The sequence below is a fragment of the Spirosoma agri genome, from assembly GCF_010747415.1.
In the GTDB taxonomy this organism is placed as follows: Bacteria; Bacteroidota; Bacteroidia; order Cytophagales; family Spirosomataceae; genus Spirosoma; species Spirosoma agri.
The window spans coordinates 222,588-242,868 of record NZ_JAAGNZ010000001.1; the positions used below are offsets into that span (position 1 = coordinate 222,588).

Here is a 20,281-nt window from a genome sequence, read left to right on the forward strand (position 1 = left end):
TCCCGCTCCTTGTTTATCTTAAATCTATCAGATAGAGCGTACAGACATGGTTAACCGTGGCTACCGGGTGTAAGAGCACATTGGATGTAGTTTGGCGCTTCAACGGATAGACAGAGCAAATTGAGACTATTTGTGAGGAAAGCTTCGCTATCAGGGAATAAGCAACTACATTTCTACGACTTCTGTTTGTTTTCTGGTTGACTTTCAGTAATTTTGCGACCTGATTTGTGAAAGGTGCCTACTGTGAACTTACCGGCCCTTTCCTGCTGTTTTAGAATCAAATAACTCTCAGTATAACAAGCTAATGGCTCGCGATTTAAATTTCACGAGAAACATCGGTATCGCTGCTCACATTGACGCAGGTAAAACGACCACAACCGAACGAATTCTCTATTACGCCGGAGTAAGCCACAAAATTGGTGAGGTTCACGATGGTGCTGCTACGATGGACTGGATGGAGCAGGAGCAGGAGCGTGGTATCACGATCACTTCTGCTGCTACGACTGTTGACTGGACGTACCGCGAAAATAAGTACCACATCAACATCATCGATACGCCAGGTCACGTTGACTTCACCGTTGAAGTGAACCGTTCGTTGCGCGTTCTTGATGGCCTGGTGTTTCTTTTCAGTGCCGTTGATGGCGTTGAACCACAGTCGGAAACCAACTGGCGTCTGGCTAACAACTACAACGTTGCTCGTTTAGGCTTCGTAAACAAAATGGACCGCTCTGGTGCCGACTTCCTGAACGTGTGCAAGCAGGTGAAGGAAATGTTGGGTAGCTACGCTGTCCCCCTTCAGTTGCCAATCGGCGAAGAAGAAAACTTCAAAGGTGTTGTTGACCTCGTTAACTTCCGCGGTATTCAGTGGAACGAAGATGATAAAGGTATGACGTTCCAAGAGGTCCCTATTCCGGCTGATATGTTGGAAGAAGCTACCGAATGGCGCGAGAAACTGCTTGAAGCCGTTGCCGAATTTGACGATTCGCTGATGGAGAAGTATTTTGAAGATCCCGAATCAATCTCGGAAGACGAAATTCTGGCGGCTCTGCGTAAAGCAACGATCGCTATGAAAGTTGTTCCGATGCTTTGCGGTTCATCGTTCAAAAACAAGGGTGTTCAAACCATGCTCGATTACGTGATGGCATTGTTGCCATCACCAATGGACAAGGAAAGCATCAAAGGAACGAACCCAAACACGGGTGAAGAGATTTCTCGGAAACCATCGTCGTCTGAGCCGTTCTCTGCCTTGGCGTTCAAAATTGCAACGGATCCATACGTAGGTCGGTTATGTTTTGTACGTTCGTATTCAGGTGTTCTGGAGTCTGGTTCTTACATCTTGAATAACCGTTCGGGTAACAAAGAGCGGATTTCGCGGATTTTCCAGATGCACGCTAACAAACAGAATCAGATCGAGCGTCTGGAAGCGGGTGACATCGGTGCTGTAGTTGGTTTCAAGGATATCAAAACCGGCGATACGCTGTCGGATGAAAAGAACCCAATCGTTCTTGAATCGATGGTATTCCCAGAGCCCGTTATTGGTTATGCGATCGAGCCTAAGAAATCGGCTGATCAGGATAACTTCTCGAAGGCGATTGGTAAACTGATTGAAGAAGATCCAACCCTCAAAGTTGAGTCAAATGAAGAAACCGGCCAAACCATCATCCGTGGTATGGGCGAACTTCACCTCGAAATCATCATTGACCGTATGCGTCGTGAGTTCAAGGTAGAGGTGAACCAGGGTGCTCCACAGGTAGCTTACAAAGAGAAGCTAACTAAAAACGTTGAGCACCGTGAAGTATACAAGAAGCAGTCAGGTGGCCGTGGTAAATTTGCTGACATCGTATTTGAACTCGGACCACGTACCGAAGACGAAGCAGGTGTTATTCAGCCAGGCTTGGAGTTTGTAAACGGTATCGTAGGTGGTGTTATTCCCCGTGAATTCATTCCTGCTGTACAGAAAGGCTTTGACGAATCGCTGAAAAACGGTCCGTTGGCTGGTTTCCCACTTCAAAGTATGCGGGTTCGGTTGTTCCATGGTTCGTACCACGATGTCGACTCCGATTCGCTATCTTTCGAAATGGCAGCTCGTCTTGGCTTCCGTGAAGCAGCCCGTCAGGCTGGTCCGAAATTGCTCGAACCAATCATGGCGGTTGAGGTACTAACTCCAGAGGAATACACCGGTCCGATTACAGGTGACTTGAATCGTCGTCGGGGTGTGATGAAAGGTATGGATACGAAAGCCGGATCACAGGTGATCAAAGCCGACGTTCCGCTTTCTGAATTGTTTGGTTACGTAACTGATCTGCGTACAATGTCTTCTGGTCGTGCTACAGCGAACCTGACGTTTGCGCACTATGAAGTTGTTCCTCAGAACATTTCTGATACAGTTGTTGCCAAAGAAAAAGGTACAGTGAAGGCGTAAGCCTATTCGATATTGGGCAGTAAGTCAATCATGGCTTGCTGCCCATTTTTTGTGCTGTCGGAGTAAATGGTTCTTTCGGCAGTATTCTTCATAAACACATAACGAACCACAACACAATGAGCCAAAAAATTCGCATTAAGCTAAAGTCGTTCGACCACATGCTGGTTGACAAATCGGCCGAGAAAATTGTAAAGGCTGTAAAATCGACGGGTGCTATCGTAAGTGGTCCAATCCCACTGCCGACAGACAAAGAGATTTACACCGTACTGCGGTCGCCCCACGTTAACAAAAAAGCGCGGGAGCAATTCCAGCTTTGCACCTACAAGAGGCTAGTAGACATCTACAGCAGCAGCGCAAAAACGGTTGATGCGTTGATGAAACTCGAATTGCCGAGTGGTGTTGATGTAGAGATCAAAGTCTAACGATTTTTTGCCAAAGGCTTACTGCCGTCAGTTCGAGACACAAGTGTTTTGAATTGGCGGCATTTTATATTAATGGCTTAGTTAGCTAATGAATTGTTTTTTATTCCGAAAATAGTTTGAAATAGTAGTTTTATTTATGTAAAATATTTTCTACTTTTGCACTCCCAAACTCGGAATATTGAGGCAGTGACATACGAGGGTGAAGGTCCGCTACTGGTGGAAACCACATCTGACTTTTTAGCAAGCAAACCTTGTAACACATGGTTTTGTCTGCTGCTTAAGGTCAGGTGCAACGCGCCCGTCCTTTTTTTATGTCATTTTGGGTCTGACTGTTAAGCACATATAGGATTAATCTGACTATTTGCTTACCTTTGCGGCCCGATTCAGAAAGTCTGATGCGGGAAATAATACCTATTTTTTACCTGCTTACTTTAAACAAACACAAATGTCTGGTTTAATTGGCAAGAAAATCGGGATGACCAGCGTGTACAATGCGGACGGGCAGGCTCTGGCATGTACAGTGATTGAGACGGGTCCCTGTGTCGTAACTCAAGTCCGTAGCGTCGAGAAAGATGGCTACACGGCTGTGCAACTAGGTTTCGGCGACAAGAAAGAAAAGCACACCAACAAGCCTGAGATGGGCCACTTCAAAAAAGCTGGCACTACACCAAAGCGTAAACTCGTTGAATTCAAAGAATTCACGCAGGAGTTTAATCTCGGTGATACACTCACGGCAGTCGACGTATTTGGCGAAGGTGATTTCGTTGATGTAGTCGGAACAGCCAAAGGACGCGGTTTTCAAGGCGTTGTAAAACGGCATGGATTCGGCGGTGTCGGTGGCCAGACGCACGGTCAGCATAACCGGGGTCGTCACCCAGGTTCGATTGGTGCCTGCTCATTCCCTTCACGGGTATTTAAAGGTCTGCGCATGGCAGGCCGTATGGGTGGCAACCGCGTTAAGGTTCAAAACCTGCGTGTTCTGCGCATTTTGCCTGAGCAAAACTTGCTCGTTGTTAGCGGTTCGATTCCTGGAGCCAAAAATTCATACGTTATTATCGAGAAGTAGGTCATGGAAGTAATCGTATATAACAGCAAGGGCGAAGACACAGGCAAAAAGGTCACCCTTCCGGAGGAGGTTTTCGGGATTGAACCGAACCAACACGCGATTTACCTCGACGTGAAACAATACCTGGCCAATCAGCGTCAGGGAACGCACAAAGCGAAAGAGCGTGCTGAAAATGCGCACTCAACTCGCAAATTGAAGAAGCAAAAAGGTACAGGTGGTGCTCGCGCCGGTAGCGCTAAGTCGCCTGTGTTCGTTGGTGGTGGCACAATTTTCGGACCACGTCCACGTGACTATAGCTTCAAACTGAACAAAAAAGTGAAATCGCTGGCTCGCAAATCGGCACTTGCTGCTAAAGCGCAGGCTAATAACATTTCGGTTATTGACAGCATCACGATAGACGCACCACGCACGAAAGATTACATCCAGTTCCTGACCGACCTGAATGTAACGGGCCGCAAAACGCTGCTTATCCTGCCAGACGTGAATCTAAACGTTGTCTTGTCGAGCCGGAACGTACAGAAAGCAAAAGTAATGACTGCTTCGCAGGTGAATACCTATGATCTGGTCAACGCTGACCGGTTGCTGATTAGCGAAGAAGCTTTGTCAACCATCCAAACGCTGTTCGACAAATAATCATGAGCGTACTGAAACGACCAATCGTCACCGAAAAAATGACGGGCCTTAACAAGCAGGGGAAGTATGCTTTTGAGGTTGAATTGAAAGCGAATAAACTTGAAATCGTTAAAGCTGTCGAGAAATTGTACGGCGTAAACGTTGAAGCTGTTCACACGATGCGTTCGCTTGGTAAAAAGCGTAGCAAAAATATTAACGGGCGCGTTGTAACGGGCAAAACCCCAACTACCAAGAAAGCAATCGTTACGGTTGCAGAAGGCGAAGTAATCGATATTTACGCTGACCTGTAAACCGGGCGTTGCCCTACCAATTAATCAGTCATGGGAGTTAAAAAACTAAGACCAATAACGCCGAGTACACGTTTTCGCGTGGCACCCGACTTTGCGGAAATAACGACCTCCAAGCCGGAAAAAAGCCTGCTGGAGCCCCTAAAGAGAACCGGTGGCCGGAACAATGAAGGTCACCGCACTATGCGCTACATTGGAGGAGGTCATAAGCGGCATTACCGTATCATTGACTTCAAGCGCGATAAAGTCGGCCAGACTGCCGAAGTTTTGACTGTAGAATACGATCCAAACCGTTCTGCCCGCATTTCGCTGGTTCAGTACGCTGATGGCGAAAAGCGATATATCATCGCACCTCAGGGTATTACGGTTGGCCAGACGATCCAGTCTGGCGCAGGTTCTACCCCCGATGTGGGCAATGCGATGCCATTAGCGTCAATGCCGATTGGTACTATTGTTCACAACATCGAACTGACACCTGGAAAAGGTGGTGCAATGGCCCGCTCTGCTGGTACATACGCTCAGTTAGTTGGTCGTGAGGACAAGTACGCGATCCTACGTCTGCCTTCGGGCGAAACCCGCCGGGTTTTAAGCGCAGGTATGGCAACGGTTGGTTCGGTCTCTAACCCGGATCACATGAACGTTGTTGTGGGTAAGGCTGGCCGTAACCGTTGGTTAGGTCGTCGTCCACGAGTTCGCGCTGTGGTGATGAACCCTGTCGATCACCCGATGGGTGGTGGCGAAGGCCGGGCATCCGGTGGTCACCCACGCTCGCGCAATGGCCAGTTCGCTAAGGGTCAGAAGACCCGTAATAAGAACAAGGCATCAGAAAGCATGATTATTAGCCGACGCAAAAAGTAACAGATACTAATGGCACGTTCACTCAAAAAAGGCCCATATATTGATTTTCGTCTGGACAATAAAGTTCAAACGCAAAATGACTCGGGCAAGAAATCGGTCATCAAAACCTGGTCGCGTCGTTCAATGATTTCGCCGGATTTCGTAGGCCACACGTTTGCTGTGCACAACGGCAATAAATTTATCCCGGTCTACGTAACGGAAAACATGGTAGGCCACAAGCTCGGTGAGTTTTCTCCGACACGCAACTTCCGGGGTCACACCGCAAAGAAAGACAAGGGCAAACGATAAGCTGTTCGCCGTTTATGGATTGTAGGTACTAACAAACTATAAATCATAAACGACAAACCACAAACTGAAAACATGGAAGCAGTAGCAAGACTTAGAGATGTGCCCACGTCGCCCCGTAAGATGCGGTTAATCGCCGATCTGATTCGTGGTCAGCGCGTTAGCCGGGCGTTGGGTCTGTTAAAATATCAGCCGCAAGCCGGTGCCGCCGTATTGCAGAAAGTGCTGTTGTCGGCAGTTGCCAACTGGCAGCAAAAGAATGGAGATGAGCGTATTGAAGATGCTGATCTCTATGTAAAAACGATCTTTGTAGACGGTGGTCCAATGCTGAAGCGTCTGCGCCCGGCTCCTCAGGGCCGTGGTCACCGGATTCGGAAGCGGTCGAACCATATCACGATTGTGATAGACAGCGCTGCTCAGCCGGTATTAGGTCAGGCAGAAGTAGAAACCCCAGAAAACGAGAACTAAGAAATGGGACAAAAAATTAATCCAGTTGGCCTACGACTTGGTATTGTTCGGGGCTGGGAATCGAGCTGGTACGGTGGTAAAGAGTTTGCGGAAAAGCTCGTTGAAGACGAAAAAATCCGTAAGTACGTTGCAGCCCGTATTCCGAAAGGAGCCATCGCACGCGTGGTTATCGAACGTACACTGAAGCGTGTTACATTAACAATTCACACAGCCCGTCCGGGTATTGTAATCGGCAAAGGTGGTGGAGAGGTCGATAAGATCAAAGAAGAATTGAAGAAGGTAACCGGTAAGGACGTTCAGATCAATATCTTCGAAATCAAACGGCCTGAAATTGATGCTAAACTAGTTGGTGAGGCTATCGCTCAGCAATTACAAGCGCGTATTTCGTTCCGTCGTGCCATGAAGCAAGCCATCCAGTCAGCAATGCGGGTGGGTGCTCAAGGAATCAAAGTAAAAGTATCAGGTCGTTTAGGTGGTGCAGAAATTGCCCGCTCGGAACAGTATAAAGAAGGACGTGTTCCTCTTCACACGCTCCGTGCTGACATCGACTATGCTATTTCAGAAGCACAAACCGTCTATGGTAAAATCGGCATTAAAGTGTGGATTTTTAAAGGCGAAGTGTATGGCAAACGTGATCTGTCGCCGGCGGCTATGATGAGCCAGGCACAGGCAGGAGAGCGTAGCGCTGGTGCAAATGACCGTGGTGATCGTCGTGGTCCACGTGGAGACCGTGATGGTAACGAACGTGGTGGCCGTAACCGGAATGACCGTGGCGGCAACGACCGTGGTGGTAATCGCGGTGGCGGTGGTGGCCAGGGCGGAAATCGTGGTGGCCAAGGTGGTCAGGGCGGTAACCGTGGTGGCGGTGGTGGCCAAGGTGGCAATCGCGCTGGTGGCGGTGGAGGACCAAGACGATAAAATCAGCCAGATAGTCAATCAGTCGGTCAGTTAGTAAGTGTACTGTTCGACTGACCAGCTGTCAAACTGACTAACTGATATTGAGCTATGTTACAGCCAAAAAGAACAAAATTTCGCAAGCAGCATAAAGGACGGATTCCTGGCATCGCATCGCGCGGCCACGAAATAGCATTCGGCACGTTCGGTATTAAATCACTGGAACCAGGCCGGATAACTGCCCGTCAAATTGAAGCCGCTCGTATTTCAGTAACGCGGGCTATGAAACGCGAAGGCCAGGTTTGGATTCGTATTTTTCCCGATAAGCCAATCACCAAGAAGCCAGCCGAAGTACGGATGGGTAAAGGTAAGGGTGCACCAGAATACTGGGTGGCTGTAGTAAAGCCCGGCACGATCATGTTTGAAGCAACGGGCGTTAGTCTGGAAACGGGTATGGAAGCCTTACGCTTAGCAGCTCAGAAACTGCCGGTTCGGACCAAATTTGTGGTCCGGCGTGATTACCAGGAGCAAGGCGCATAAACTCCCCTAAGCGACGAACAAAATGAAAAAAGAAGACCTGAAAGGACTGTCGGCAGACGACCTGCGTAATGAACTTAACGCAGAAAAGGATCGCCTGCTGAAACTGAAGTTCGCTCATGCGGTATCTCCTGTTGAGAACCCTATGCGCATCCGCGAGAGCCGGAAACGGATTGCTCGCCTGAATACTGAACTGACGGTTAAATCGCGGCAAGCCTAATAAGATACGACGATGGAAGAGCAACAAGCACCAGCACCGCAGGAAGAAGCAAACACTTCGGCGGTCGTAGCAACAGAACAGCCGCAGGCAGCCACTCAAGCAACACCTGCAACAGGTGATGCCACGGCGTCAGAGCGGAACGCTCGGAAAGAGCGTATCGGACGGGTGACAAGCAATAAAATGCAGAAAACGATCACTGTCGCTATTGAGCGTAAAGTGAAACACCCATTGTATGGTAAGTTTCAGAACAAGACGAAGAAACTGACTGTACATGATGAGAAAAATGAGTGTGGTATCGGTGACACAGTTCGTGTTATGGAAACTCGCCCATTGAGCAAGAACAAACGTTGGCGTTTAGTCGAAGTCATCGAAAAAGCGAAGTAAGCCATGGTACAGCAAGAATCTAGATTAGGTGTAGCCGATAACAGTGGCGCGAAAGAAGTGCTGGTTATCCGCGTTCTGGGTGGTACGGGCAAGCGTTATGCATCGGTCGGTGACAAGATTGTCGTCACGGTGAAACAGGCTCTGTCATCCAGTAGTATGAAGAAGGGTACGGTATCGAAAGCCGTAGTCGTTCGGACGAAGAAGGAAATACGTCGCAAAGATGGGTCATACATCCGTTTTGAAGATAACGCGGCTGTGCTTCTTAACAACAACGATGAGCCTCGCGGCACCCGGATTTTCGGACCTGTGGCTCGCGAACTTCGTGAGAAGCAGTTTATGAAAATCGTATCGTTAGCTCCAGAGGTATTGTAAGCAATGGAAAAGAAAATAACGCTGCCGAAACATAAATTCCACATCAAGACGGGTGATACCGTCCTCGTGATTGGTGGTAACTCGAAAGGCCTGCGCGGTGTAGTGAAAGAAGTAATTGTAGAGAAAGATCGTGCTCGGGTTGAGGGCGTCGCTATAATTACCAAACACATGAAGCCAACAGCCTCTAGCCCGCAGGGAAGCCTGGAAAAAACGGAAGGTTCTGTTCACATCAGTAACTTGAAAGTGATCGATCCTGCCACCGGCGAACCAACCCGTACGGGCCGCAAGTTGAATGAAAAGGGCAAACTGCAACGGTTCTCGAAAAAGACCGGCAATTTTATCCCTGACGTCCGTAAATAATAAAGGTCTAAGAAAATGGCAACGCCAAGACTGAAAGAAAAATATCTAAATGAGGTCGTGCCTCAGTTGAAAGATAAGTTCCAGTATAAGTCGGTTATGCAAGTACCGCGCCTGAGCAAAATCGTTATCAACAAAGGGATCGGTGCCGCTGTCGCAGATAAAAAGCTGGTTGACGTAGGTGTCGAAGAACTAACGACCATCACGGGTCAGAAGGCCGTTCCGACTATGTCGAAAAAGGCCGTTTCTAACTTCAAACTACGGGAGAAAATGCCCATCGGCGCGAAGGTAACATTACGTGGTGAGCGGATGTATGAATTCATGGACCGGTTGACGACTGTATCGTTACCCCGCGTTCGTGACTTCAAAGGCATCAGCGATAAAGGATTTGATGGCCGTGGCAACTACACATTCGGTGTGCAGGAGCAGATCATCTTCCCTGAGATTAGCATTGACAAAGTAGCTCGGATTTCGGGAATGGATATCACTTTTGTGACGACTGCCGGTACTGATACCGAAAGCTACGAATTGTTGAAATCATTGGGTATGCCGTTTGCAAACGCTAGCAAGAAATAACCGATAGACATGGCAAAAGAATCAATCAAAGCACGGGAGCGGAAACGTGAAGCACTTGTAGCTAAGTATGCGACAAAGCGTGCTGCTCTGAAAGCTGCTGGTGACTATATCGGTCTGGACAAGCTACCTAAAAATGCATCGCCTGTTCGTCTGCACAATCGGTGCAAACTGACAGGACGCCCACGGGGTTACATGCGCAAGTTTGGTATCTCTCGGGTAACGTTCCGTGAGATGGCATCAGCCGGTAAAATCCCAGGTGTAACTAAATCAAGCTGGTAGTTCCAGTACCATTTCCATTTGTAATTCAGTTTCCGTAATTTTGCGAACTTTCTTGGAAACAAGGGTTTGCAAGTAACGCAACACTAAGAATGAATACAGATCCAATAGCAGATTTTCTGACTCGTATCAGAAACGCTATCCGGGCCAAGCACCGGGTTGTCGAAATTCCTGCTTCTAATATAAAGAAAGAAATTACTAAGGTTTTGTACGATAAAGGGTACATCCAGAACTACAAGTTCGACGATAGCTCTGTACAGGGTACGATTAAAATCGCTCTGAAGTATAATCCTACGACGAAGCAACCCGCTATTGTTGATCTGCAACGCATCAGCCGCCCAGGTCTACGTCAATACCGGGGAGCTGACCATCTCCCCCGTATCCTGAACGGATTGGGTGTGGCCATCATCTCTACGTCGAAAGGCGTTATGACGGACAAAGAAGCAAAAGTGCTGAATGTGGGTGGTGAGGTATTGTGTTACGTGTATTAATCCGAACGAACGATGTCACGCATAGGTAAGAAACCCATCGCCCTTCCAAGCAACGTTACCTTGTCCGTTGATGGACAAAACGTTGTGACCGTAAAGGGGCCCAAAGGCACGCTGACCCAAACGATTGACCCGGACATTTCGGTAGCAGTCGAAGAAGGGCAGATACAAGTGTCACGCCCTACTGAACAAAAACGTCATAAAGCACTACATGGCCTGTACCGTTCACTGGTAAGCAACATGGTCGTCGGTGTTAGTGAAGGTTTTAAACTGAACCTCGAAGTAATTGGGGTAGGTTATAAAGCATCCGTTGCCAACAACGTACTCGAACTTCAGCTTGGATACTCACACAACGTGTATCTGGCTGTTCCAACCGAGATCAAAGTAACGGCTGTAACTGAAAAAGGACAGAATCCGAAAGTATATCTGGAAGGATCAGACAAGCAACTTCTTGGTGATGTAGCGGCCAAAATTCGCTCACTTCGTAAAGTTGAGCCTTATAAGGGCAAAGGTATCCGTTTTGTCGGCGAGCAAGTTCGCCGGAAAGCTGGTAAGTCTTCGTCGAAGAAATAAATGGCCTGTGGCTTATTGGTTGTATAAGATTGTCAGCGCGATTTTCACAATACGTAGATCGGATACAATCAATAAGCTACAGACAACAAACCTATAATCGCCTATTTGGTCGGAATCAAATAACATGGCAACTAGTAAACAAGAAAGAAGACAGCGGATTAAGTTTGGTATCCGGGCAAAAGTTTCCGGTACGGCTGAACGCCCCCGGCTGTCAGTTTTTCGCTCTAACACAGCGATCTATGCCCAGTTGATCGATGACGTAGCCGGTAACACACTAGCTGCTGTTTCGTCGGTCGAATTGAAGAGCGAAGTCGAAGGTAACACCGTCGAAACGGCGAAGAAAGTCGGACAACGGCTTGCCGAAAAAGCGCTTGCGAAGAACATCAACACTGTTGTGTTTGACCGCAATGGCTATCTGTATCACGGTAAAGTAAAAGCACTGGCCGACGCAGCCCGCGAGGGTGGCCTTAAGTTCTAGATGATGAACACAAACGCAGCAAGACCGACAAAGTTTAACGAAGCCGACCTGAAAGAAAAGGTGGTCGCCATCAACCGCGTAGCGAAGGTGGTAAAAGGTGGTCGCCGGTTCAGTTTCTCGGCAATTGTCGTCGTTGGAGACGGTAATGGTGTTGTCGGATATGGACTAGGCAAAGCCAATGAAGTAACGGACGCTATTGCTAAAGGAGTAGAAGATGCCAAGAAAAATCTGGTGCAGATTCCATTGCTCAAGCATACGGTGCCTCACGAAATGGAAGGCAAATTCAGTGGTGGATTCGTTTTGCTGAAGCCTGCGGCACCTGGTACAGGTGTAATCGCCGGTGGTGCAATGCGGGCTGTTCTTGAATCAGCTGGTGTACGCGATGTATTAGCGAAGTCAAAAGGTTCGTCAAACCCACACAATGTAGTTAAAGCTACACTTGACGCACTTCTGAAAATGCGTTTACCGCATCAGGTTGCTTTTCAGCGCCAGATAAGTTTAGCAAAAGTATTCAACGGTTAATTAGAAAGGAGCAACAGACATGGCACGAGTACGCATCACGCAGGTCAGCAGCACCATCAAGAGACCGCTTTCCCAGAAAAATGCAATCAAGTCATTAGGCTTGGGCAAAATCAACCACAGCGTTGAGTTAGAATACAATGACTCTTTGAAAGGTGCAATCAATAAGGTGCAGCACTTAGTAAAGGTTGAAGAAATTTAAGTATCTTTGCGATTCTTTTGGCTTCCTGTCTGTCATGATGATCAATCATCGGTGTAGTAAGGAGTCAAAAGAATCATCTTTTTAACAATTATAGCAATGAATTTAAGCAACCTTAGACCGGCAAAAGGTTCCGTCAGAGAGCGCAAGCGAGTCGGACGCGGGCAGGGATCAGGCATGGGCGGTACGTCTACGCGTGGTCATAAAGGAGCGCAGTCGCGCTCAGGTTATAGCCGCAAAACACATTTCGAAGGTGGTCAAATGCCACTGCAACGTCGTGTGCCGAAATTTGGCTTTAAGAATATCAACCGCGTCGAATACAAACCTCTCAATCTGGATTCTATCCAGGCTTTAGTTGATGAAACGCAAGCAACGGTAGTAGATATCGCTTTTCTGCTTCAACATGGGCTGGTGAGTAAAAAAGATCTTGTGAAAATCTTAAGCCGCGGTGAATTGACTGCGTCTGTAGAAGTTCATGCACATGCGTTCTCGAATAGTGCCAAAGAAGCTATCGAAAAGGCAGGTGGAAAAGCAATTGTGCCCGCTAAACAAGCGAAAGAGGAAGCAACGAACTAAGTTGTACGGCATCAGCCGCCTACTTTTATGAACCGACTGATCACCACGTTTAAAAATATTTTTGCAATTGACGAGTTGCGGAGTCGTATCCTCAACACGTTGTTGTTTATTACGGCGTTTCGTCTCGGTTCGGCAATCGTGCTACCGGGTGTTGACCCTAGCAAACTGAATCTCAACCCTCAGGGGTTGCTCGGTTTGCTAGATACCTTTCTGGGTGGTGCGTTTAGCAAGGCGTCTATTTTTGCACTAGGCATCATGCCATATATTTCGGCATCGATTGCTATTCAGTTGCTTACGCTTGCTCTACCTTACTTCCAGAAGATGCAGAAGGAAGGAGAGTCTGGTCGAAAACGCCTGAATCAAATTACGCGGGTATTAACAATTGGCGTAACGGCTGTACAGGCAATTACGTACATTCGTACTACCATACCCGCTGATGCGCTATTGATTGACCGTGGTCTGTTTACCATATCCTCTCTGTTCATTTTAACTTCAGGTACAATTTTTTGTATGTGGTTAGGTGAACGAATCACAGACAAAGGTATTGGCAATGGTATATCGATGATCATCATGATCGGCATCGTATCACGGCTTCCAGGCGCTATTATCGGCGAGCAGCAATCTAGAGGTACGGGTGGAATCTTGCTTTTTGTCATTGAGTTGGTTGCGCTGTACTTCGTCGTCATGGGTGCTGTTGTCCTGACGCAAGCTGTTCGGCGGATACCTATTCAGTACGCCAAGCAGGTTATTGGTAACAAAGTAGTGGGAGGGCAGCGACAGTATCTACCGCTTAAACTTAATGCTGCTGGGGTAATGCCAATCATCTTTGCTCAAGCGTTGATGTTCATTCCTGGTTATCTATCGGGCCTTTTTGCGGAGAAAAGCGATTTTGCAGCTGGTGTACAAAACGCCTTCCAGAGTTATACGACTTGGCAGTACAATGTTCTGTTCGCGCTGCTGATCATCATCTTTACATTCTTTTACACAGCTATCTCTGTTAACCCGACTCAAATTGCGGACGACATGAAACGTAGCGGTGGGTTTATTCCAGGGGTCAAGCCAGGGATTCAAACGTCAGAATATATTGGAACTGTTCTTGATCGTATCACACTACCAGGTGCTATTATGTTAGCCATTGTAGCGATCCTGCCTGCTATTGCTAATTTATTGGGGATGACAAGCGGCTTTGCTCAGTTTTTTGGTGGTACATCATTGCTGATCATGGTTGGTGTTGTTCTTGATACGTTGCAACAGGTTGAGAGTTATTTGTTGATGCGTCGTTACGAAGGATTGATGAAATCCGGTCGTGTACAGGGACGGACGAACGAGACAGTTGCAGCCTAACGATAATGGCAGGTTCCGATAAAAAAGAAAAAATGATTTATTACAGGAGCGATGAAGAAATCGCCCTGATAAAAATCAGTGCGCAGGTACTCGGTAAGGCTCATGCTGAAATTGCCAAGCTGATCCGACCCGGTGTTCAAACGAAGGAACTTGATAGGGTCGCCGAAACGTTCATTAAGGATAATGGTGGCTCTCCATCTTTCTTGGGCTACAACAAGTTTCCAGCTTCCCTGTGCATATCGGTTAATGATGTCGTCGTCCATGGTTTTCCGAGCCGTTACGAGCTTCGGGATGGTGACATTATCTCAATTGATTGCGGAGTAAAATTAAATGGCTTTCACAGTGACAGCGCCTATACGTATCCAGTAGGAGACGTAAACACCGCAACCCGCCGATTGCTATCCCGGACAAAAGAATCACTTTATATCGGAATAGAAAAAGCAATTGAGGGAAATCGGGTAGGTGATATCGGATTTGCTATTCAAACGTACACGGAGAAATTTGGTTATTCGGTGGTTCGTGAATTAGTTGGCCATGGTGTTGGTCAGGACTTGCACGAGGCTCCGGAAGTGCCAAATTATGGTAAAAGAGGGCAGGGGCCCCAATTACGTGAAGGAATGATCTTGGCGATTGAGCCGATGATCAACTTTGGTAAGAAGGGAATTGTACAGGAACGGGACGGCTGGACGATTCGGACAGTTGATCGCAAACCTTCTGCTCACTTTGAACATACGGTAGCGGTACGTAAGGGAAAAGCGGAAATCTTGACAACCTTTGAATACATTGAAGCAGTCACCGCGAACACGAGCCTGATGGTCGAAACACCTGAACTGATGGCGGCATAAAGCGAACATGGCAAAGCAGAATTCTATAGAACAGGATGGTGTGATTTTGGAGGCATTATCAAATGCAATGTTCCGAGTCGAATTAGCGAACAAGCATGAGGTAGTTGCTCATATCTCTGGTAAGATGCGGATGAACTACATCAAGATTTTACCCGGAGATCGCGTGAAACTGGAAATGTCGCCCTATGATTTGAGTAAGGCGCGGATTGTGTATCGATACAAGTAAGAACGAAAAGAAAGAGTACATCTACCTCGATTAGATTATTGCTCTTGATTTTACTTCTTAACTATTAACTCTAACAAAGATGAAAGTTAAAGCGTCCATCAAGAAGCGTAGCGAAGACTGCGTCGTGATCCGTCGGAAAGGGAAACTGTACGTGATCAACAAGAAGAATCCCCGTTATAAACAAAGACAAGGCTAAGAATGGCACGTATTGCAGGTGTTGATATTCCAGATAAGAAGCGTGGCGAAATCGCGCTTACTTACATCTACGGCATTGGCCGCAGTCGGGCTAAGAAAATCCTGGTAGATGCAGGTATCAGTGTTGATAAAAAAGCCAGCGAGTGGTCGGATGAAGAAGCGAGCGCAGTGCGTAATGCTATTTCAAACGAGTACAAAGTTGAAGGTCAGCTACGTTCTGAAGTTCAGTTGAGCATCAAACGTTTGATGGACATCGGTTGCTATCGCGGCTTGCGTCACCGGAAAGGGTTGCCTGTCCGTGGCCAGCACACGAAAAACAACTCACGTACTCGGAAGGGTAAGCGTAAAACTGTTGCTAACAAGAAGAAAGTCACCAAATAATTAATTGGTCGTTTCGAATCATATATAGTCATGTGCGGTTACTCAACCTTTGGGTAGCAAATTATGACAGCTTATGATAATGACGATTACCTAACAAACAATGGCTCAAGCAAAACGCAAAGACAAAGCGAAAAAGCGGGTAGTAATTGTTGAACCCGTTGGCCAGGTACACATCCGGGCTACGTTCAACAATATTATCATTTCGATTACCAACATGAACGGCCAGGTTATCTCCTGGGCATCGGCGGGTAAAATGGGCTTCCGTGGCTCAAAGAAAAATACCCCATACGCTGCTCAAACTGCCGCTCAAAACTGCGCTACCGTTGCTCATGATCTGGGCATGCGTAAAGCAGAAGTATTCGTGAAAGGTCCAGGATCAGGTCGTGAGTCGGCCATTCGTACCATTCAGAATTCTGGTATTGAAGTTACGACAATTCGTGATATTACTCCGTTGCCGCACAATGGTTGCCGGCCGCCAAAACGTCGTCGCGTATAACTACGGATGGCATGAATAGGGGCAGGCGACATTTGGTTGTGTCTGTCCATTGTTTCACACTTATTCATTCATTGAAGAATGGCACGTTACACAGGGCCTAAGGCCAAAATTTCGCGCAAGTTCGGTGAGCCAATCATGGGCCCGAGCAAAGCGCTTCAGAAGAAAAACTACGGACCAGGTATGCATGGTCGGGGGCGTAAACGGAAACAGTCCGAATATGCACTCCAATTGCTCGAAAAGCAGAAAGTAAAATATACATATGGTATTCTGGAGCGTCAGTTCCGGGCATTGTTCCACCGGGCTCAGGTTCGTGAAGGCATTACGGGTGAAAACCTGTTGAAGCTGTGTGAAGCCCGTCTTGACAATACTGTTTACCGTCTTGGTATTGCTTCGTCACGCCGTGCAGCTCGTCAGTTAGTATCGCACAAGCATATTGTTGTTGACGGTGAAGTTGTCAACATTCCGTCTTACTCGTTGAAGCCAGGCCAATTGATTGGTGTTCGTGAAAAATCGAAATCGCTCGAAGCCGTTACATCCAGTCTATCCGCTCGTAATACAAAGCGTTATAACTGGGTTGAATGGGATAATCAGGAGCTAACAGGTAAGTTTATCAGCTATCCTGAGCGTGATCAGATTCCGGAGAACTTCAACGAACAGGCCATCGTCGAATTGTATTCGAAGTAATTAGGCTGGCAGAACTCAACCGGGTTCTGCTGGTTTTACTATAAATTGTTTATAGTCTGTGGTTTATGATTCCTGGTGATGGAACACATAGGCCAAATAGTATAAACTTGTTTCAGTCTTCACGCCAAGGCAGAGAACTGCTGTAAACGATACGAAACGTATGTCAATTTTAGCGTTCCAAATGCCCGACAAAGTCGTAGTGGAGAAAGCTGACGACTTTCACGGGGTGTTTGAATTCAAACCCCTTGAAAAAGGATATGGTGTGACAATAGGCAATGCGCTTCGGCGTATTCTGCTGTCGTCGCTGGAAGGTTACACGATAACAAGTGTAAAATTTCCGGGCGTGTTACACGAATTCTCCTCCATTGAGGGTGTTGTTGAAGACGTGACCGAGATCATCTTGAACCTGAAAATGGTTCGATTTAAGAAGATTTCGGACATGGTTGACAACAAAATTACAGTCAACATTAAGAAGCAATCAGTCCTGAAGGCTGGTGATATATCTAAGTTTTCGCCGTCATTCGAAGTGCTGAATCCAGAGCTGGAAATCTGCCACATCGATGATACGCGTGATTTAGAAATGGAAATTTTTGTGGAAAAGGGTCGGGGTTATGTTCCGGCTGACGAACCACGGGCGAATGAACTGCCATTTGGGCATATTCCTATCGATGCTATTTACACGCCAATCAAAAACGTGAAGTATAGTGTTGAGAATACCCGGGTTGAGCAGAAAACAGATTACGAGCGGCTTTTACTGGACATCGAAACGGATGGATCAATTCATCCCGAAGAGGCTCTGAAAGGTGCAGCTTACATTTTGATTCAGCACTTCATGTTATTCTCGGATCAGACGATGACGTTTGAAACGGCGAAACCGGAAGAAGAAAATGTGGTGGATGAAGAAGTACTGCACATGCGGAAACTTCTTAAAACATCATTGGCTGATCTCGATTTGTCCGTTCGTGCTTACAACTGCCTAAAATCGGCGGATGTACGGACACTGGGTGATCTCGTTCGGTTAGAAATTTCGGACATGATGAAATTCCGCAACTTCGGTAAGAAGTCATTGACGGAGTTAGAGCAACTGGTTGCTGAGAAGAATTTAACGTTCGGTATGGACGTTGCCAAGTACAGACTAGACGAAGACTAACATAGTTTGTGGTTTGTAGTTTGTGGCTTAGTACCTACAGACTACAAGCTACGAACCACACACTTACAATAATGAGACACGGTAAAAAAGATAATCACTTAAGCCGGACACACTCGCACCGCGAAGCGATGTTGCAGAACCTGGCGGGTTCGCTCATTCTGCACAAGCGGATCGAGACGACCGTTGCGAAGGCGAAAGAACTACGTAAATTCGTAGAGCCAATACTGACTCGGGCAAAAGACGATACGCACCAGAATCGTCGGATTGTATTCCAGTCGTTGACCAACAAAGAAACCGTAAAAGAACTATTTGGAGCCGTAGCAGATAAAATTGCTAGCCGTCCCGGTGGTTACACACGGATTATAAAATTGGGCAACCGGCAGGGCGATAATGCAGAAACATGCCTGATCGAATTAGTTGACTTCAACGAAGTGCTGATCGCTGCCGCTGCTGATAAAGCTACTGCTACAACCAAAACACGTCGTAGCCGTCGGGGTAGTGCCCGTCCGGCATCGGATGAGATTCCTACGGCTGAGGTTGTTGAGGATACACCAGCCGCTGAAGCGGCTGCTACGGAAGCTACTCCCGTGGCTGAAGCACCAGCTAGTGCAGGGGACGACCTTACCATCATTGAAGGCGTTGGTCCTAAGATAGCTGAGCTGTTAAACAATGCCGGTATTACTACCTTCGCTCAATTGGCAGATGCTGATGATGCGACGGTTCAGCAAGTACTGACAGAAGCTGGTTCACGTTTCAATGTGCATGATGCAACAACCTGGAATGAACAGGCTGCCTTAGCACGTGACGGTAAGACAGACGAACTGAAAGAGTTACAGGATCGTTTGAAAGGTGGAAAAGGAGAATAGTGATCGACCAATACGTCATATAGAATTGGGTTAACCGTTATGGGTTAACCCTTTTTTTTAGTCTAGTCAAGTCAAAAAAGTATCCATGAAACATACGCAGCAGCCAGAAGCCTTATTGGTTTTACAAGATGGTACCGTATATCGGGGACTAGCTCTCGGTAAGAAGGGAACGGCCGGGGGAGAAATTTGCTTTAATACCGGCATGACCGGTTACCAGGAAATTTATACCGATCCATCCTACTATGGTCAGATCGTTATCAATACAACATCACACATAGGCAATTATGGGGTATTAAATAATGCTGAGCAGGAGTCAAACAGCGTAAAGATTCGGGGAATGGTTTGCAATTTCTTCTCGAATATTCATTCACGGTATACGGCTGATGGTTCTTTGCAGGATTACTTCGAACGAGCGGGAATTGTAGGTATTCATGGTGTTGATACCCGGCAACTTGTCCGCTATATTCGTTCGAAAGGCGTTATGAACTGTATCATCTCGTCGGAGATTCTTGATCCTGTCGTCCTGTTAGCTGAGTTGAACAAGGTACCTGATATGGCCGGTCTTGAGCTCTCGTCGGAGGTTAGTACGAAGGAAGCGTATGAGTACGGAGATCCGGAGGCAGAACTACGAGTGGCCGTACTTGATTTGGGCGTAAAACGCAGCATTCTGACGAATTTCAACGAACGCGGTGTCTTTTGTAAAGTGTTTCCTGCCAAGACGCCTTACGAGGAACTGGAGAATTGGAAACCGAACGGTTATTTTATCGCTAACGGACCGGGCGATCCATCGGCGATGCCCTATGCAGTCGAGACGGTAAAACAGGCATTGGATGCTGAGACGCCTTTGTTTGGCATTTGTCTAGGCCACCAGATTCTTTCGCTAGCCAGCGGTATCTCAACCTATAAAATGCACAACGGCCATCGTGGGCTCAACCATCCGGTAAAAAACCTGATCACAGGCCATTGCGAAGTGACATCGCAGAACCATGGTTTTGCCGTGCAGGCAGAAGAAGTCATGGACCACGACAATGTGGAGCTTACGCACGTCAATCTGAATGATAAGACAATTGAGGGTATTCGTCGGAAAGACAAGCCTGCTTTTTCGGTACAGTATCACCCTGAATCATCACCGGGACCGCACGATTCGCGCTACCTGTTCGATCAGTTCGTGGGTATGATGAAGGAATAGTAAAAAAGCCTGGAC

General features: G+C 47.2%; 32 protein-coding genes. All 32 read left to right on the forward strand.

Features of this window, described 5'->3' with window-relative positions; all coding sequences use genetic code 11:
• Positions 1 to 304 precede the first annotated feature (304 nt).
• The 32 genes from fusA to carA all read left to right on the forward strand — a co-directional run bounded on the left by fusA (position 305) and on the right by carA (position 20,266).
• Positions 305 to 2,422, forward strand: a complete 2,118-nt coding sequence (gene fusA / locus GK091_RS00915; protein ID WP_164034767.1) for an elongation factor G — start codon at positions 305 to 307, stop codon at positions 2,420 to 2,422.
• Positions 2,423 to 2,538: 116 nt separating this feature from the next.
• Positions 2,539 to 2,844, forward strand: a complete 306-nt coding sequence (gene rpsJ / locus GK091_RS00920; RefSeq protein WP_077922220.1) for a 30S ribosomal protein S10 — start codon at positions 2,539 to 2,541, stop codon at positions 2,842 to 2,844.
• A gap of 445 nt (positions 2,845 to 3,289) precedes the next feature.
• Positions 3,290 to 3,910 carry a 50S ribosomal protein L3 gene (gene rplC / locus GK091_RS00925; RefSeq protein ID WP_164034768.1) on the forward strand — a complete coding sequence of 207 codons (621 nt, stop codon included), beginning with the start codon at positions 3,290 to 3,292 and terminating at the stop codon, positions 3,908 to 3,910.
• 3 nt (positions 3,911 to 3,913) lie between these two features.
• Positions 3,914 to 4,543: a 50S ribosomal protein L4 gene (rplD, locus tag GK091_RS00930; protein WP_164034769.1), complete on the forward strand. Its 630-nt coding sequence runs from the start codon at positions 3,914 to 3,916 to the stop codon at positions 4,541 to 4,543.
• A 2-nt stretch (positions 4,544 to 4,545) separates the two neighbouring features.
• Positions 4,546 to 4,833, forward strand: a complete 288-nt coding sequence (gene rplW, locus GK091_RS00935; RefSeq protein ID WP_164034770.1) for a 50S ribosomal protein L23 — start codon at positions 4,546 to 4,548, stop codon at positions 4,831 to 4,833.
• Positions 4,834 to 4,863: 30 nt separating this feature from the next.
• On the forward strand, positions 4,864 to 5,688 hold the full coding sequence (rplB, locus tag GK091_RS00940; RefSeq protein WP_164034771.1) for a 50S ribosomal protein L2: 825 nt from the start codon (positions 4,864 to 4,866) through the stop codon (positions 5,686 to 5,688).
• Between the two features lie 9 nt (positions 5,689 to 5,697).
• Complete coding sequence (gene rpsS / locus GK091_RS00945; protein ID WP_018618700.1) at positions 5,698 to 5,976, forward strand: 30S ribosomal protein S19; 279 nt, start codon at positions 5,698 to 5,700, stop codon at positions 5,974 to 5,976.
• A gap of 72 nt (positions 5,977 to 6,048) precedes the next feature.
• Positions 6,049 to 6,441, forward strand: a complete 393-nt coding sequence (rplV, locus tag GK091_RS00950) for a 50S ribosomal protein L22 (RefSeq protein WP_164034772.1) — start codon at positions 6,049 to 6,051, stop codon at positions 6,439 to 6,441.
• 3 nt (positions 6,442 to 6,444) lie between these two features.
• On the forward strand, positions 6,445 to 7,359 hold the full coding sequence (gene rpsC / locus GK091_RS00955) for a 30S ribosomal protein S3 (protein WP_164034773.1): 915 nt from the start codon (positions 6,445 to 6,447) through the stop codon (positions 7,357 to 7,359).
• 87 nt (positions 7,360 to 7,446) lie between these two features.
• Entirely contained in the window at positions 7,447 to 7,875 is a 429-nt protein-coding gene (rplP, locus tag GK091_RS00960; RefSeq protein ID WP_164034774.1) for a 50S ribosomal protein L16, read from the forward strand.
• A gap of 22 nt (positions 7,876 to 7,897) precedes the next feature.
• Positions 7,898 to 8,092: a 50S ribosomal protein L29 gene (gene rpmC, locus GK091_RS00965; protein WP_164034775.1), complete on the forward strand. Its 195-nt coding sequence runs from the start codon at positions 7,898 to 7,900 to the stop codon at positions 8,090 to 8,092.
• Positions 8,093 to 8,104: 12 nt separating this feature from the next.
• Entirely contained in the window at positions 8,105 to 8,476 is a 372-nt protein-coding gene (gene rpsQ / locus GK091_RS29785; protein WP_164034776.1) for a 30S ribosomal protein S17, read from the forward strand.
• Positions 8,477 to 8,479: 3 nt separating this feature from the next.
• Positions 8,480 to 8,848, forward strand: a complete 369-nt coding sequence (gene rplN / locus GK091_RS00975; RefSeq protein WP_164034777.1) for a 50S ribosomal protein L14 — start codon at positions 8,480 to 8,482, stop codon at positions 8,846 to 8,848.
• Between the two features lie 3 nt (positions 8,849 to 8,851).
• Positions 8,852 to 9,208, forward strand: a complete 357-nt coding sequence (gene rplX / locus GK091_RS00980; protein ID WP_164034778.1) for a 50S ribosomal protein L24 — start codon at positions 8,852 to 8,854, stop codon at positions 9,206 to 9,208.
• A 15-nt stretch (positions 9,209 to 9,223) separates the two neighbouring features.
• The gene (rplE, locus tag GK091_RS00985; RefSeq protein ID WP_164034779.1) at positions 9,224 to 9,781 is read left to right on the forward strand and encodes a 50S ribosomal protein L5; all 558 of its coding nucleotides are present in this window, start codon (positions 9,224 to 9,226) and stop codon (positions 9,779 to 9,781) included.
• Positions 9,782 to 9,790: 9 nt separating this feature from the next.
• Entirely contained in the window at positions 9,791 to 10,060 is a 270-nt protein-coding gene (gene rpsN / locus GK091_RS00990) for a 30S ribosomal protein S14 (protein ID WP_162388479.1), read from the forward strand.
• 89 nt (positions 10,061 to 10,149) lie between these two features.
• The gene (rpsH, locus tag GK091_RS00995) at positions 10,150 to 10,548 is read left to right on the forward strand and encodes a 30S ribosomal protein S8 (RefSeq protein ID WP_164034780.1); all 399 of its coding nucleotides are present in this window, start codon (positions 10,150 to 10,152) and stop codon (positions 10,546 to 10,548) included.
• A gap of 12 nt (positions 10,549 to 10,560) precedes the next feature.
• Positions 10,561 to 11,118: a 50S ribosomal protein L6 gene (gene rplF / locus GK091_RS01000; RefSeq protein WP_164034781.1), complete on the forward strand. Its 558-nt coding sequence runs from the start codon at positions 10,561 to 10,563 to the stop codon at positions 11,116 to 11,118.
• Positions 11,119 to 11,242: 124 nt separating this feature from the next.
• The gene (gene rplR / locus GK091_RS01005; protein WP_164034782.1) at positions 11,243 to 11,596 is read left to right on the forward strand and encodes a 50S ribosomal protein L18; all 354 of its coding nucleotides are present in this window, start codon (positions 11,243 to 11,245) and stop codon (positions 11,594 to 11,596) included.
• 3 nt (positions 11,597 to 11,599) lie between these two features.
• On the forward strand, positions 11,600 to 12,118 hold the full coding sequence (rpsE, locus tag GK091_RS01010) for a 30S ribosomal protein S5 (RefSeq protein WP_164040465.1): 519 nt from the start codon (positions 11,600 to 11,602) through the stop codon (positions 12,116 to 12,118).
• A gap of 19 nt (positions 12,119 to 12,137) precedes the next feature.
• Positions 12,138 to 12,317: a 50S ribosomal protein L30 gene (rpmD, locus tag GK091_RS01015; RefSeq protein ID WP_164034783.1), complete on the forward strand. Its 180-nt coding sequence runs from the start codon at positions 12,138 to 12,140 to the stop codon at positions 12,315 to 12,317.
• A gap of 96 nt (positions 12,318 to 12,413) precedes the next feature.
• Positions 12,414 to 12,890, forward strand: a complete 477-nt coding sequence (rplO, locus tag GK091_RS01020) for a 50S ribosomal protein L15 (RefSeq protein WP_164034784.1) — start codon at positions 12,414 to 12,416, stop codon at positions 12,888 to 12,890.
• A gap of 27 nt (positions 12,891 to 12,917) precedes the next feature.
• Positions 12,918 to 14,234 (forward strand): preprotein translocase subunit SecY, encoded by a 1,317-nt coding sequence (secY, locus tag GK091_RS01025; RefSeq protein WP_164034785.1) that lies wholly within the window; start codon positions 12,918 to 12,920, stop codon positions 14,232 to 14,234.
• Positions 14,235 to 14,266: 32 nt separating this feature from the next.
• Entirely contained in the window at positions 14,267 to 15,079 is an 813-nt protein-coding gene (gene map / locus GK091_RS01030) for a type I methionyl aminopeptidase (RefSeq protein WP_164040467.1), read from the forward strand.
• Between the two features lie 7 nt (positions 15,080 to 15,086).
• On the forward strand, positions 15,087 to 15,305 hold the full coding sequence (infA, locus tag GK091_RS01035; protein WP_019988520.1) for a translation initiation factor IF-1: 219 nt from the start codon (positions 15,087 to 15,089) through the stop codon (positions 15,303 to 15,305).
• Positions 15,306 to 15,384: 79 nt separating this feature from the next.
• The gene (rpmJ, locus tag GK091_RS01040) at positions 15,385 to 15,501 is read left to right on the forward strand and encodes a 50S ribosomal protein L36 (protein ID WP_046577847.1); all 117 of its coding nucleotides are present in this window, start codon (positions 15,385 to 15,387) and stop codon (positions 15,499 to 15,501) included.
• A gap of 2 nt (positions 15,502 to 15,503) precedes the next feature.
• Positions 15,504 to 15,881: a 30S ribosomal protein S13 gene (gene rpsM, locus GK091_RS01045; RefSeq protein ID WP_164034786.1), complete on the forward strand. Its 378-nt coding sequence runs from the start codon at positions 15,504 to 15,506 to the stop codon at positions 15,879 to 15,881.
• A 100-nt stretch (positions 15,882 to 15,981) separates the two neighbouring features.
• Entirely contained in the window at positions 15,982 to 16,377 is a 396-nt protein-coding gene (gene rpsK, locus GK091_RS01050; RefSeq protein WP_164034787.1) for a 30S ribosomal protein S11, read from the forward strand.
• 78 nt (positions 16,378 to 16,455) lie between these two features.
• The gene (gene rpsD, locus GK091_RS01055; RefSeq protein ID WP_164034788.1) at positions 16,456 to 17,061 is read left to right on the forward strand and encodes a 30S ribosomal protein S4; all 606 of its coding nucleotides are present in this window, start codon (positions 16,456 to 16,458) and stop codon (positions 17,059 to 17,061) included.
• Positions 17,062 to 17,221: 160 nt separating this feature from the next.
• A complete protein-coding gene (locus GK091_RS01060) occupies positions 17,222 to 18,211 on the forward strand; it encodes a DNA-directed RNA polymerase subunit alpha (RefSeq protein ID WP_164034789.1) in 990 nt (329 codons plus the stop codon).
• A 71-nt stretch (positions 18,212 to 18,282) separates the two neighbouring features.
• Entirely contained in the window at positions 18,283 to 19,077 is a 795-nt protein-coding gene (gene rplQ / locus GK091_RS01065; RefSeq protein WP_164034790.1) for a 50S ribosomal protein L17, read from the forward strand.
• A gap of 85 nt (positions 19,078 to 19,162) precedes the next feature.
• Complete coding sequence (gene carA, locus GK091_RS01070; RefSeq protein ID WP_164034791.1) at positions 19,163 to 20,266, forward strand: glutamine-hydrolyzing carbamoyl-phosphate synthase small subunit; 1,104 nt, start codon at positions 19,163 to 19,165, stop codon at positions 20,264 to 20,266.
• Positions 20,267 to 20,281 lie beyond the last annotated feature (15 nt).

Excerpts from the sequence above, each read along its gene's own strand:
- rplC (WP_164034768.1), top strand. The coding sequence starts at position 3,290 with ATGTCTGGTTTAATTGGCAAGAAAATCGGGATGACCAGCGTGTACAAT.
- map (WP_164040467.1), top strand. The coding sequence starts at position 14,267 with ATGATTTATTACAGGAGCGATGAAGAAATCGCCCTGATAAAAATCAGT.
- rpsJ (WP_077922220.1), top strand. The coding sequence starts at position 2,539 with ATGAGCCAAAAAATTCGCATTAAGCTAAAGTCGTTCGACCACATGCTG.
- rplQ (WP_164034790.1), top strand. The coding sequence starts at position 18,283 with ATGAGACACGGTAAAAAAGATAATCACTTAAGCCGGACACACTCGCAC.
- rplR (WP_164034782.1), top strand. The coding sequence starts at position 11,243 with ATGGCAACTAGTAAACAAGAAAGAAGACAGCGGATTAAGTTTGGTATC.
- rpsK (WP_164034787.1), top strand. The coding sequence starts at position 15,982 with ATGGCTCAAGCAAAACGCAAAGACAAAGCGAAAAAGCGGGTAGTAATT.
- rplN (WP_164034777.1), top strand. The coding sequence starts at position 8,480 with ATGGTACAGCAAGAATCTAGATTAGGTGTAGCCGATAACAGTGGCGCG.
- rpsM (WP_164034786.1), top strand. The coding sequence starts at position 15,504 with ATGGCACGTATTGCAGGTGTTGATATTCCAGATAAGAAGCGTGGCGAA.
- rplX (WP_164034778.1), top strand. The coding sequence starts at position 8,852 with ATGGAAAAGAAAATAACGCTGCCGAAACATAAATTCCACATCAAGACG.
- rplP (WP_164034774.1), top strand. The coding sequence starts at position 7,447 with ATGTTACAGCCAAAAAGAACAAAATTTCGCAAGCAGCATAAAGGACGG.
- rplV (WP_164034772.1), top strand. The coding sequence starts at position 6,049 with ATGGAAGCAGTAGCAAGACTTAGAGATGTGCCCACGTCGCCCCGTAAG.
- rplB (WP_164034771.1), top strand. The coding sequence starts at position 4,864 with ATGGGAGTTAAAAAACTAAGACCAATAACGCCGAGTACACGTTTTCGC.
- rplD (WP_164034769.1), top strand. The coding sequence starts at position 3,914 with ATGGAAGTAATCGTATATAACAGCAAGGGCGAAGACACAGGCAAAAAG.
- rpsD (WP_164034788.1), top strand. The coding sequence starts at position 16,456 with ATGGCACGTTACACAGGGCCTAAGGCCAAAATTTCGCGCAAGTTCGGT.
- rpsQ (WP_164034776.1), top strand. The coding sequence starts at position 8,105 with ATGGAAGAGCAACAAGCACCAGCACCGCAGGAAGAAGCAAACACTTCG.
- rpmC (WP_164034775.1), top strand. The coding sequence starts at position 7,898 with ATGAAAAAAGAAGACCTGAAAGGACTGTCGGCAGACGACCTGCGTAAT.
- rpsN (WP_162388479.1), top strand. The coding sequence starts at position 9,791 with ATGGCAAAAGAATCAATCAAAGCACGGGAGCGGAAACGTGAAGCACTT.
- GK091_RS01060 (WP_164034789.1), top strand. The coding sequence starts at position 17,222 with ATGTCAATTTTAGCGTTCCAAATGCCCGACAAAGTCGTAGTGGAGAAA.
- infA (WP_019988520.1), top strand. The coding sequence starts at position 15,087 with ATGGCAAAGCAGAATTCTATAGAACAGGATGGTGTGATTTTGGAGGCA.
- fusA (WP_164034767.1), top strand. The coding sequence starts at position 305 with ATGGCTCGCGATTTAAATTTCACGAGAAACATCGGTATCGCTGCTCAC.
- rplF (WP_164034781.1), top strand. The coding sequence starts at position 10,561 with ATGTCACGCATAGGTAAGAAACCCATCGCCCTTCCAAGCAACGTTACC.
- rpsH (WP_164034780.1), top strand. The coding sequence starts at position 10,150 with ATGAATACAGATCCAATAGCAGATTTTCTGACTCGTATCAGAAACGCT.
- secY (WP_164034785.1), top strand. The coding sequence starts at position 12,918 with ATGAACCGACTGATCACCACGTTTAAAAATATTTTTGCAATTGACGAG.
- rpsC (WP_164034773.1), top strand. The coding sequence starts at position 6,445 with ATGGGACAAAAAATTAATCCAGTTGGCCTACGACTTGGTATTGTTCGG.
- rplW (WP_164034770.1), top strand. The coding sequence starts at position 4,546 with ATGAGCGTACTGAAACGACCAATCGTCACCGAAAAAATGACGGGCCTT.
- rplE (WP_164034779.1), top strand. The coding sequence starts at position 9,224 with ATGGCAACGCCAAGACTGAAAGAAAAATATCTAAATGAGGTCGTGCCT.
- rpsS (WP_018618700.1), top strand. The coding sequence starts at position 5,698 with ATGGCACGTTCACTCAAAAAAGGCCCATATATTGATTTTCGTCTGGAC.
- rpmD (WP_164034783.1), top strand. The coding sequence starts at position 12,138 with ATGGCACGAGTACGCATCACGCAGGTCAGCAGCACCATCAAGAGACCG.
- carA (WP_164034791.1), top strand. The coding sequence starts at position 19,163 with ATGAAACATACGCAGCAGCCAGAAGCCTTATTGGTTTTACAAGATGGT.
- rpmJ (WP_046577847.1), top strand. The coding sequence starts at position 15,385 with ATGAAAGTTAAAGCGTCCATCAAGAAGCGTAGCGAAGACTGCGTCGTG.
- rpsE (WP_164040465.1), top strand. The coding sequence starts at position 11,600 with ATGAACACAAACGCAGCAAGACCGACAAAGTTTAACGAAGCCGACCTG.
- rplO (WP_164034784.1), top strand. The coding sequence starts at position 12,414 with ATGAATTTAAGCAACCTTAGACCGGCAAAAGGTTCCGTCAGAGAGCGC.